The organism is Mycobacterium sp. 852002-51613_SCH5001154 (assembly GCF_001667425.1).
GTDB lineage: Bacteria > Actinomycetota > Actinomycetes > Mycobacteriales > Mycobacteriaceae > Mycobacterium.
The window spans coordinates 76400-87568 of the sequence record NZ_LZII01000058.1 but is presented as its reverse complement, the minus strand read 5'-3'; the positions used below and the strand labels follow the sequence as shown (position 1 = coordinate 87568).

Below are 11169 nucleotides of genomic sequence, written 5' to 3'. Positions count from 1 at the left end.
TAGGTGACCTTCGAGCCCGGATCCATCACCAGCCCGGCCCGCGACGCCAGCATCGTCAACTTCGTCTTCGGCGTGAACCCACCGCGGAACTGCACATACACGAGGGTGAAGACGACGGCCAAGACCACCAGAACGGCGACGGAGATCCACCGGTACGGCGGGAGGCGCTGGGAATTGATTTGTACCGGGGAAGACGTTGTCACCAGCGCCCCTCATCTCTGCGCCGTGGCCCAGTGCCGCGGCGATCCTTCCCCTAGCAGGGGCCCTGTACACATATGCAATAACGAAGTCCACAGGAATGTACCTTGGCGGTCATCGTTATGCGAACCGCCGTTCGCACAATCGGTGTCTGGCTGGTTGCGGCCACCGTGCGTTAGCGTCGTCGGCGTGACCCTCAACGACATCCCCTTGACCACCCTCGACGGCCGGCCGACCACATTGGCCGAATTGGCCGACGGCGCAACGCTGGTCGTCAACGTCGCCTCGAAGTGTGGCCTGACTCCGCAATACACGGCGCTGGAGAAACTGGCCGAGGACTATGGCGGTCGAGGCCTGACCGTCGTCGGCGTCCCCTGCAACCAGTTCATGGGCCAGGAGCCGGGCACGGCTGAGGAGATCCGGGAGTTCTGCTCGACGACGTACGGCGTGACCTTCCCGCTGCTGGCGAAGACCGACGTCAACGGCGACGACCGCCACCCGCTCTACGCCGAGTTGACCAAAGCCGCCGATTCCGCCGGCGAGGCGGGAGACATCCAGTGGAACTTCGAAAAGTTCCTCATCGCGCCCGACGGTGAGGTGGTTCGGCGATTCCGGCCCCGCACCCCGCCCGACGCCCCCGAGGTGATCAGCGCCATCGAGGCTGTGCTGCCCCGATAGGCCGCATGAAAGAGCTTGGTGGGCCTTAATCCACCCCGTTTCGCCCGGGCGAGTGGTCGAAAGTCCTCCGGCGCGGAGTCCATCGCCCCTTCTTCGCTGCAGGCGCGCTGGAGTTGACTGGTCCTCGAATCAAGCCGGAGGCGACCATGTCGACGAAAACCAAGGTGGCAGCGCTCGATCACGCAATCGATGCCGCACACACGTGGGTCAACGATGTGGCCAAGGAATTCGACACGGAGGATCGCGAGTTCGCCTACCGAGTCCTGAGGGCCTGGCTACACACGCTGCGCGATCGGCTCACGGTTGAGGCGAGCGCCCACTTTGCGACGCAGCTTCCCGACCTGATCAGGGGCGTCTTCTACCAGGCATGGAATCCCACTGCCGTCCCGGACAAGTACGACGCCAAGGCCTACGCCGTCCGATTCTCGCGCGAGGCGAACATCGCATTCGACGACGTCGGGACAGCCGCCGCGGCCACCACCGCGGCTGTCTTACACCATCTGCCGGTTGCCCAGATCGACAAGGCGCTGGGTCAGCTCCCCTTGGAAATTCGCAAGATACTGCAGCCCCAGCGGTGAATCGATGCGCGTCACCCAATTCCTAGTCGCTTAACGAGAGAAGCAGGGGAACGACATGTCCGGGCACGAAACCCATCGTGGCATTTTGGTCGGCGTTGACGGATCAGCCTCGTCGATGGCGGCGGTCGAATGGGCGGCTCGCGATGCGGCGCTACGCAATGTGCCGCTGACCCTCATGCACGTCATCGCACCGGTGGTGCCGACGGTGGCGCCGTGGCCGGCGATTCCGATTCCTCAAGACCACTTCGAGCGGCAGGACGAAAAGGCACGGCAAATCCTCGAAGACGCGCGCAAGGTCGTCACCGACAGCACCGCCGACCATGGGCCACCGTTCGTGTACAGCGTGGTGGTACGTGGCCCGACCGTTTCCACGCTCGTCAATGAATCCAAGATCGCGGACATGATGGTCGTGGGATACCGGGGCGAAGGCGCGTTCAGCCGGGTCCCGTTCGGCTCGGCCAGCACCGGCCTCGTCAACTATGCGCACTGCCCGGTCGCGGTCGTCCATGATGAGGCCCCGCCGCGCCCGCAGGCTCCGGTGCTGGTGGGAATCGATGGTTCGGCGGCGTCAAAACTGGCGGCGGAGATCGCCTTTGACGAGGCCTCCCGCCGGGGCGTGGAGCTGGTGGCACTGCATGCGTGGTCGGACGTCAGCATGTCGGAAGTGCCAGGTCTGGATCTCGAGATGATGAAAGTGCAGGCACAACAGGCCCTCGCCGAGTGGCTCGCCGGATTCCAGGAGCGCTACCCCGATGTCAGGGTGCGACATCTGGTGGCGTGCGACCAGCCGGCTCGTCAACTGATCGAGCACTCGGAGTCCGCACAACTCGTCGTCGTCGGCAGTCACGGTCGCGGCGGGTTCGCCGGCATGCTGCTGGGCTCGGTGAGCACGGCCGTCGCGCATGCGGCGCAATCGGTGGTGATCGTCTCTCGCGAGTCGTAGCGGCGCAAAACTCACTCACACGTGGCACGAAACGGCCCCCAGAAAATTTTCCGGGGGCCGTTTCGCTTGGTAGCGGGGACAGGATTCGAACCTGCGACCTCTGGGTTATGAGCCCAGCGAGCTACCGAGCTGCTCCACCCCGCGTTGGTGAATGCCAGGTTACCGAACCCGCAGCACGGCGACCAAATCGCGGGCTCAGCGGGGGTGCGGCGGCGAGATTGCCGTCATAGTCGTGAATCGGGCGCCGACCACGACCATGACCGCAATCTCGGCGTGAAAACGCTCAGTGCGATGGCGGGTTCAGCCCGTACCGCCGCGCGATGTCGTCCATCCAATCCGGTGACCCGTAGGTCAGCCCGTACTTGTCGGCCAGCTCGCCGAACTCGGGCGACTCGTGCAAAACCTTGCCGACCGGGTCGTCGGCGTGCTCGACGAGCAGCTCCCCGAGCTCGCGGAAATAGTTCTCGAATCCGCCCGGGGTGATGATTTCGATGATGCGGCCCGGCTCGCTGCCGGCGTTCCACATCGCGTGCATCTGACCGCGGGGCTTGGTGATGTAGCCGCCCGGGCCCAGAACCACTTCGCTGTCGTCGGAGCGGAAGCCGATCTCACCGGCCAACACGATCGAGTGCTCGTCCTCGCGGGTGTGCATGTGCGCGGCGGTGAGCAGGCCGACTTCGAACGGGTGCTCGACGATGGATACCTCACCCCCGTTGGTCTTGCTGGACAGTTTGAACACCGCCCCGAATCCGGGGAGGGCGACGTACTCACCCTCCCCCGGCTGCACGACGGTGACTCCGATTTCGTTCGCGTTGGTCATTTGGCGTTCCTCTGAGATGGCCACAACGGCTGCGGCACTTCCACACCGAACGGTTTGCCCCAGCCGTTGCGGGAGGAAACCTCGTGCACGGGGCGCCGATTGGCCGCGACACCCCACTTGCCCCGGGGATAGCCGAGGGCCAGCATGGCCGACATCTCCCAGCCTTCCCCGACGGGCACGCCCAGCAGTTCGTTCACCTCGTCCGTGAAATTGCGGAGCACCATCGTCATGACGCCGCCGACACCCTCGGCCCGGGCGGCGAGCAACGCGCTCCAGATCGCCGGGTAGATGTTGGCGCCGCCCAGATCGTCGATGGCAAAGACGAAGAGCAGCAAGGGGATTTCTTCGAAATGATCGGCCAGGTAGTTTCCCGAGCCCTGCATTCGGCGCATCGTCTCGGCGTGCGCGGTCGGGTCCGCACCCGGGGCGGTCGCCGCCATCGGTCCGGCCCCCGAGCTGAACTTCTCGTACTCGATGGCGCGGGCCTGCCGGAACAGTTGGGCGAACTCGCGGATGAGTTCCGGATCGTCCACGGCCACGAAGTGCCAACGCTGAGTGTTGCCCCCGTTGGGAGCCCGAACGGCCGCATCGAGGATGCGGGCCTGCGTCTCCAGCGGGATCGGGTCCGGGCGCAGCCGCCGCATCATCCGGGTGGTGTACAGCGCTTCGTAGATATCCATTTGTCCGCTCCCTCCCGCTATTCGGGCCAGCTGTTGTTGAGGATGATGTCGACGAAGTCGGCGCGTTCGAAGCCGGCATCGAAGTGCGCCAGCACGTCGGCGTTCATGGTGCCGAAGGTGGTCTGCGGGCGGTGCTTCATGCCGTCGTTGAACGCCGCGAGGATGCGGTTCTTGAAGTCGGGCCGCGGGTGGGCGGCGGTCACCGCGGCGAGGGCGTCGGGGGCAAGGGATTCGCGGCCGACGCCGACCACGTCGACCTCGACGCCGGCTTGCAGCAAGGCGACCTCGGGTGCCAGGAATTCGGGCACACCCGGCGTGGTGTGCAGGGCGATGCCAAGCCACACCTTGTCGGCGTCGGCCTGGTCGACACCGCGGGCGGTCAGGAAGTCCCGGGCCGCGTCGGCCCCGTCGACCTCGAAGCGGACCGCGGAGGTGCGGTAGCGCTCGGTGAGCCCGATGTCGTGGAACATCGCGCCGACGTAGAGCAACTCCAGGTCGGGTTGCAGGCCGCGCCGCAGGCCCTGCAGCGCTCCGAAGAGGAACACCCGCCGCGAGTGGTTGAACAGCAGGTCGTCCTCGGCATCGCGGATGAACTCGGTGGCCTCGCGCACCAGCGGCGAGTCGGGGATGCGGATGCCGGCGATGGTCTCGATGGATTGGGTGGTCATAACCGCAAGTGTGCGGCCGAACGCGCTCAATGACCGTGGGCGTTCGGGCCGTCCTGTCCACAGAAAGCGACACAATGTGTTGCGTGGGTGAAGCGGGAGCGCGTTCGCGCGTGGTGGTGATCGTCGTCTTCGACGACGTGACGCTGTTGGACGTCGCGGGAGCGGGCGAAGTGTTCGTCGAGGCGAACCGGTTCGGCGCCGACTACGAGCTCAAGATCACGTCGGTGGACGGACGGGACGTGACAACGTCGATCGGCAGTCGACTGGGCGTCACCGACAGCATCGCGTCGATCGAATCCGCCGATACCGTTCTGGTCGCCGGCAGCGACCACCTGCCCCGGCGGCCGGTCGACCCCGCGCTCGTCGAGGCCGTCAGGTCGGTGGCGACGCGGTCCCGGCGGATGGCATCCATTTGCACGGGTTCGTTCATCCTCGCGCAGGCCGGCCTGCTCAGCGGCCGGCGCGCCACCACGCATTGGAACGAAACCCGGGTGTTGGCCCGGGCCTTTCGCGATGTCACCGTCGAGCCGGACGCGATCTTCGTCCGCGACGGCAACGTCTTCACCTCGGCCGGGATCTCGTCGGGCATCGACCTGGCGCTGGCGCTGGTCGAAATGGACTACGGGACCGAGCTGGTCCGCGACGTGGCCCGGTGGCTGGTCGTCTATCTCAAACGCGCAGGGGGCCAATCACAATTCTCGGTGCTGGTCGAGGCCGATCCCCCGCCGGACTCGCCGCTGCGGGCGGTCATCGATGCGGTCGCGGCCAACCCTGCCGCGAACCACAGCGTGAGATCCCTTGCGGCCCGGGCTTCACTGAGCACTCGTCAGCTGACCCGGCTCTTCCAATCCGAGCTGGGGATGACCCCGGCCCGCTATGTCGAATTGGTTCGGATCGATTTCGCCCGTGGTGCACTGGAATCCGGCCGGTCGGTCACCGAGACCGCGGGCATGGCCGGCTTCGGCAGCATCGAAACCCTGCGGCGGGTATTCGTCAACCACCTGGGCATCAGCCCGAAGGCCTATCGGGAGAGGTTCCGAACAGCCTACGCCTGAGAGCTATTTGGTGTTGTTGTACTTGGTGATCGCGTCGTCCAACCGCTGCAGGGCGGCGCCGTAGCCGGCGAAATCGCCCTTCTTCTGGGCGTCCTTGGCCGCGCCCAGCGCGGCCTGGATCTCTTGCAGCGCCGCGGATTTCGCGGGCGACAGCGTCACCGACCCGTCGGGAACCGGCGGAAGCGCCGCCGGCGGTAGCGATCCCGGTGTCCCGGCCGGAGGAGGAGGCGTGACGGGCGGGGCCGCCTGCGGGTTGTTCCCGGCGTCGGTCGGCTGAATGCCCGTCGCGGCCGCGCCCGCACCGGGACCGAACAGCCCGGTCAGGGCGTCGCGCACCGTGGGGCCGTAGCCGATCTTGTCGTTGTACATCATCGCCACCCGGATCAGCCGCGGGTACGACGAGGCGGCGTCGCTGGCCCCCGGGGAGGCGTAGACGGGTTCGACATACAGCAGGCCGCCCTGGCCCACCGGCAGGGTGAGCAGGTTGCCCCAGCGGATCCGGTTCTGGTTGTCGCGCCCGATCACACCGAGGTCCTGGGACACCGCCGGGTCGGTGGTGATGGCGTTGTTCGCCAGCTTGGGCCCGTTGACCTGACCCGGGATGGTCAGCACGGTGATCCTGCCGTAGGTCGCCGGGTCGGAGCTGGCGCTGATGTAGGCGGCCAGATAGTCGCGCTTGAACCTGTTCATCGCGCTCGTCAACTGATATGAGGACGAATTGTCGTTCTTCGCAATGTTTTTCGCGACGATGTAGTACGGCGGCTGGTAGCTGCTGGCGGTCGGGTTGGGGTCCAGCGGCACGTCCCAGAAGTCGGACGTGGAGAAGAACGTCACCGGGTCGTTGACGTGGTACTTGGCCAGCAGCATCCGCTGCACCTTGAACAGGTCCTCGGGGTAACGCAGGTGCTCGGCCAGTTCGGGGGTGATGTCGCTCTTCGGTTTGACCGTGCCGGGGAACACCCGCATCCACGCCTTGAGCACCGGATCCTGCTCGTCCTGCTGGTAGAGCGTCACGGTCCCGTCATAGGCATCGACCGTGGCCTTGACCGAGTTGCGGATGTAGGAGACGTCCTTGTTGGGCGCCAGCTTGTTGAACGCCACCTCGTTCGAGTCGGCGGTGGCCGATTCCAGCGAGGTCAGTTCGGAGTACGGGTAGTTGTCCAACGTGGTGTAGCCGTCGATGATCCACACCAGTCGCTTGTTGACGATCGCCGGGTACACGGAGCTGTCGGTGGTCAGCCACGGCGCCACCGCCTCCACCCGCCGCGCGGGGTCGCGGTTGAACAGGATCCTGCTGTTGGAGCCGATCACGTTGGAGAACAAGAAGTTTCGCTCCGCAAACTTGGCGGCGAACACGCTGCGGGACAACCAGTCCCCGACGGGTACGCCCCCCAGCCCGGTGTAGGTGTAATTCTTGGTATCGGAGCTGGTCTCGTAGTCGTATTCGCGATCGGCACCGTTGCGGCCGACGATCGCGTAGTCGGCGGACGTGCTGGAGATGACGGGTCCGTAATAGATGCGCGGCTGGTCCAGCGGTGCCGGACCGTCGGTCACGACGTTGCCGTTGGCGCCGACGACGTTGACCAGGAATTCGGGGTAGCCACCGTTTTGGTTGGGGTCGTTGGCAATTCCGCGCACCGTGTTGGCCGGGGACGCGATGAAGCCGTTGCCGTGCGTGTAGACGGTGTGCCGGTTGATCCAGTCCCGCTGGTTGTCGATCAGCCGGTCGGGATTGAGTTCGCGGGCGGCGACGACGTAGTCGCGCAGCGCGCCGGTGCGGTCCAGGTAGCGGTCGATCGACAACTGGTCGGGGAAGTAGTAGAAGTTCTTGCCCTGCTGGAACTGGGTGAACGCCGGGCTGACGATGGTCGGGTCGAGCAACCGGATGTTGGAGGTGGTGGCCCGGTCGTCGGCCACCTGCTGCGCGGTGGCCTGCGTGTCGCCGGAGTACGTGCGATAGGTGACCACGTCCGACGTCAGCCCATACGCCTGCCGGGTCGCCGTGATACTGCGCCCGATGTATTCGCTTTCCTTCTGCGCGGCATTGGGTTTGACGCTGATCTGCTCGACGATCAGCGGCCACCCGGCACCCACGATCAACGACGACAGCAACAACAACACCAGGCCGATGGCGGGGATCCGCAGATCTTTCAGCACGACGGCGGAGAACACCGCGGCCGCGCAGATCAGCGCGATCGCCATGAGGATCAGCTTGGCCGGCAGCACCGCGTTGATGTCGGTGTACCCGGCGCCGGTGAACGGCTTGCCGCCGCGGGTGTGCGACAGCAACTCGTAGCGGTCTAGCCAGTACGCGACCGCCTTGAGCAGCACCAGCAGCCCCACCACGGTGACCAACTGGATGCGGGCCGAACGGCTCAGCGCGCCGGTGCGGCCCGAGAGCCGGATGCCGCCAAAGATGTAGTGCGCCAACACGTTGGCCACGAACGCCAGGAACACGGCCACGAACAGGTAGCTGAGCAACAGCCGGTAGAACGGCAGGTCGAACGCGTAGAAGCCGAGGTCCTTGCCGAACTGCGGGTCCCGGATGCCGAAGTCGCCGCCGTGCATGAACAATTGGATGCGCACCCAGTAGCTTTGCGCGATGATGCCGGCCAGCAGGCCGATCGCGACCGGCACCCCGATCCCCACCAGCCGCAGCCGGGAAAGGACGACGGCGCGGTACCGGGCGACCGGATCGTTGTCACTGCTCGGCACGAACACCGGGCGGGTGCGATAGGCCACCGCGAGACCGGCGAACACGATCCCGCCCACCAGCAGGCCGGCCACGAGAAAGACCACGAACCGGGTGACCAGCACGGTCGTGAACACCGAGCGGTAGCCCAACTCACCGAACCACAGCCAGTCCACGTACGCGTCGATCAGCCGCGGGCCGGCGAGCAGCAAAGCGATCACACCCAGTGCGATCAGGATCAGAATCCGGCTACGCCGAGTCAGCTTCGGCATCCGTGCGGTGGGCCGCATCCCCACTGGCTACGCTCCCTGCTCGATTGATCGACGGTGACAACTCTACGCATCGCGCGGCCCGCGATCCCGGCCGAGCTTCAGCAGCTTGGCGCCTGGCCCCCCGACGCGACCGCGTGCAGCGCGTCGACGGCCTGGCTGAGCGTGTCGACCTTCACCAGCCGCAGCCCCGACGGGTTGTCCGAGTTCGCCTCGTAGCAGTTTTTGGCCGGCACCAAGAACACGGTGGCGCCCGCCGCGTGCGCGGCGACCATCTTGTGCGTGATGCCGCCGATCTGGCCGACCTTCCCATCCGCGGAGATGGTGCCGGTTCCCGCGATGAACTTCGACCCGGTCAGGTCACCGGTGGTCAGCTTGTCGACCACCGCCAGGCTGAACATCAGGCCGGCCGACGGCCCGCCCACGTTGGCGAGGTTGAAATCCACGACGAAGGGCGCCCAGGGCGCGGTGAGCACGGCGACGCCGAGGAAGCCGTAGTCGCGATCCTTGTTCGCGCCCAGCGTAATTTGCGCGACGCCGGCCGGTTCGTTCTTGCGTCGGTAATCGATGGTCACCGTCTGGCCGGGTTTGGTGCTTTTCAGCAATCCCGTGAACTGGTCGACGTCGGCCACCGGGGTGCCGTTGACCGCGTCGATGGCGTCGCCGCCCTTCAGCTTGCCCGCCGACGGACCCGGATCGGTGACCCTGGCGACCGTCACCGCGGCGGGGTATTTCAGATATCCCAGGGCGGCGTACTCCGCGCTGTCCTCGGAGTCCTTGAAGTCGGCGTTGTTGGCCTTGTCGACCTCGTCCCGCGACTTGCCCGGCGGGTAGATCAGGTCGCGCGGAACCAGCTGTTCCTGACCCGAAAGCCACAGCGTCAGCGCTTCGCCCAGCGTCAGCTCGTCGCGCTGGGAAACAGTGGTCATGTTCAGGTGTCCCGTGGTCGGATGCGTCTGGGTGCCCTCGATGGCCACGACCTGCTTGCCGTCGACCTCACCAAGCGTGTCGAAGGTGGGGCCGGGGCCCAGCGAGACGAACGGCACCGTCACCACCGCGAGCAGCACGCCGAAGACCAGGATCGGCACCAGCGCGACCATCAAGGTCAGAATCCGCCTGTTCACGCCGATTACACTAGACGGAGCCCACCGCGCCCGGTTCAGCCACAAGCTGACCCGAGATCGCCCACCCCGTTCCGGTGGTGAGTACCGTTGACGGTATGGCTGACCTGCCTTTCGGCTTCTCCTCCGGAGAGGACCCCGACAAACCCGGGAAGAAAGATCCCAATTCGGGCTCTGGTGGCTCCGACCCGTTCGGCGCATTCGGCATGGGCGGCGAGTTCGGCATGGGCGACCTGGGACAGATCTTCACCCAGTTGGGCCAGATGCTCAGCGGCGCGGGCACCGGCATGGCCGGCGGACAGTCGGGCCCGGTCAACTACGAGCTTGCGCGCCGGGTTGCGACCAACTCGATCGGGTTCGTGGCACCCATCCCGGCCACCACCCACTCGGCGATCGCCGACGCGGTGCACCTCGCCGAGACCTGGCTGGACGGCGCCACGGCGCTGCCGGCCGGCACCAGCACGGCGGTGGGCTGGACCCCGGCCGACTGGGTCGACAACAGCCTGGAAACCTGGAAGCGGTTGTGTGACCCGATGGCACAACAGATTTCGACGGTATGGGCGTCGTCGCTGCCCGAGGAGGCCAAGAGCATGGCCGGCCCGCTGATGGCGATGATGTCGCAGATGGGCGGCATGGCCTTCGGCTCCCAGCTGGGACAGGCGCTGGGCCGATTGTCCCGCGAGGTGCTGACGTCGACCGAAATCGGTCTGCCGTTGGGGCCCAAGGGCATTGCCGCGATCCTGCCCGATGCCCTGGAGTCGTTCGCCGCCGGACTCGAGCAGCCCCGCAGCGAGATCCTGACGTTCCTGGCCGCCCGCGAGGCCGCCCACCACCGGCTGTTCAGCCACGTGCCGTGGCTGTCGAGCCAGCTGCTGGGCGCCGTGGAGGCCTACGCGATGGGCATGCAGATCGACATGAGCGGAATCGAGGAGCTGGCCCGCGACTTCAACCCGGCAACATTGTCCGACCCGGCGGCCATCGAAAACCTCTTGGGGCAGGGCGTTTTCGAGCCCAAGGCGACCCCTGCGCAGACGCAGGCGCTGGAACGCCTCGAGACGCTGCTCGCGTTGGTCGAAGGCTGGGTGCAGGTGGTGGTGAACGCGGCCCTGGGCGACCGGATTCCGGGCGCGGCCGCGCTCAGCGAGACGCTGCGCCGCCGCCGCGCCACCGGCGGCCCGGCCGAGCAGACGTTCGCGACGCTGGTGGGCCTGGAGCTGCGGCCCCGCAAGATGCGCGAAGCCGCCGCGTTGTGGGAGCGCCTCACCGAGGCCGCGGGCGTGGACGCCCGCGACGCCATCTGGCAACACCCCGATCTGTTGCCCGGTGCCGAGGACCTCGACGACCCGGCCGGCTTCATCGACCGGGTCATCGGCGGCGACACCAGCGGCATCGACGAGGCGATCGCCAAACTCGAGGAGAACCCCGGGGACCCGGGCGCCGGCCCTGTGGACAACTGACTTAGCCGGT

Annotated in this window: 10 protein-coding genes, 1 tRNA gene and 1 pseudogene; 5 read left to right on the top strand and 7 right to left on the bottom strand. The window is 66.6% G+C overall.

The features are described from left to right. Positions 1-203, bottom strand: a pseudogene (locus A5750_RS25440) (MCE-family protein MCE1A); the annotation flags it as partial. A gap of 184 nt (positions 204-387) precedes the next feature. Between A5750_RS25440 and A5750_RS16635 the strand changes: the two are divergent. The 3 genes from A5750_RS16635 to A5750_RS16625 all read left to right on the top strand — a co-directional run bounded on the left by A5750_RS16635 (position 388) and on the right by A5750_RS16625 (position 2397). Further along, positions 388-876 carry a glutathione peroxidase gene (locus A5750_RS16635; RefSeq protein ID WP_066956076.1) on the top strand — a complete coding sequence of 163 codons (489 nt, stop codon included), beginning with the start codon at positions 388-390 and terminating at the stop codon, positions 874-876. A 146-nt stretch (positions 877-1022) separates the two neighbouring features. Beyond that, complete coding sequence (locus A5750_RS16630; RefSeq protein WP_066956079.1) at positions 1023-1454, top strand: DUF2267 domain-containing protein; 432 nt, start codon at positions 1023-1025, stop codon at positions 1452-1454. Between the two features lie 55 nt (positions 1455-1509). Further along, positions 1510-2397, top strand: coding sequence for a universal stress protein (locus A5750_RS16625; RefSeq protein WP_066956082.1), 888 nt, complete (start codon positions 1510-1512; stop codon positions 2395-2397). Between the two features lie 67 nt (positions 2398-2464). Here A5750_RS16625 and A5750_RS16620 read toward each other — a convergent pair. From A5750_RS16620 to A5750_RS16605, 4 genes are all read right to left on the bottom strand, one after another. Then, a tRNA-Met gene (locus tag A5750_RS16620) sits at positions 2465-2541 on the bottom strand. A 139-nt stretch (positions 2542-2680) separates the two neighbouring features. Continuing rightward, the gene (locus tag A5750_RS16615) at positions 2681-3217 is read right to left on the bottom strand and encodes a cupin domain-containing protein (protein ID WP_066956085.1); all 537 of its coding nucleotides are present in this window, start codon (positions 3215-3217) and stop codon (positions 2681-2683) included. Continuing rightward, positions 3214-3897 (bottom strand): nitroreductase family protein, encoded by a 684-nt coding sequence (locus A5750_RS16610; protein WP_066956088.1) that lies wholly within the window; start codon positions 3895-3897, stop codon positions 3214-3216. Before A5750_RS16610 ends, A5750_RS16615 begins: the two co-directional genes overlap by 4 nt. A gap of 17 nt (positions 3898-3914) precedes the next feature. Beyond that, on the bottom strand, positions 3915-4565 hold the full coding sequence (locus A5750_RS16605) for an HD domain-containing protein (protein WP_066956091.1): 651 nt from the start codon (positions 4563-4565) through the stop codon (positions 3915-3917). 74 nt (positions 4566-4639) lie between these two features. Here A5750_RS16605 and A5750_RS16600 point away from each other — a divergent pair, with 74 nt between their 5' ends. Beyond that, complete coding sequence (locus A5750_RS16600) at positions 4640-5620, top strand: GlxA family transcriptional regulator (RefSeq protein ID WP_197505445.1); 981 nt, start codon at positions 4640-4642, stop codon at positions 5618-5620. A 3-nt stretch (positions 5621-5623) separates the two neighbouring features. On the opposite strand, the gene A5750_RS16595 is transcribed toward A5750_RS16600, so the two are convergent. Both A5750_RS16595 and A5750_RS16590 read right to left on the bottom strand, forming a co-directional pair. Next, the gene (locus A5750_RS16595; protein ID WP_066956097.1) at positions 5624-8608 is read right to left on the bottom strand and encodes a UPF0182 family protein; all 2985 of its coding nucleotides are present in this window, start codon (positions 8606-8608) and stop codon (positions 5624-5626) included. Positions 8609-8682: 74 nt separating this feature from the next. Continuing rightward, positions 8683-9705: a PDZ domain-containing protein gene (locus A5750_RS16590; RefSeq protein ID WP_066956099.1), complete on the bottom strand. Its 1023-nt coding sequence runs from the start codon at positions 9703-9705 to the stop codon at positions 8683-8685. Between the two features lie 77 nt (positions 9706-9782). On the opposite strand from A5750_RS16590, the gene A5750_RS16585 reads away from it, so the two are divergent. Beyond that, positions 9783-11159, top strand: a complete 1377-nt coding sequence (locus A5750_RS16585; protein ID WP_197505443.1) for a zinc-dependent metalloprotease — start codon at positions 9783-9785, stop codon at positions 11157-11159. Positions 11160-11169: the final 10 nt, after the last annotated feature.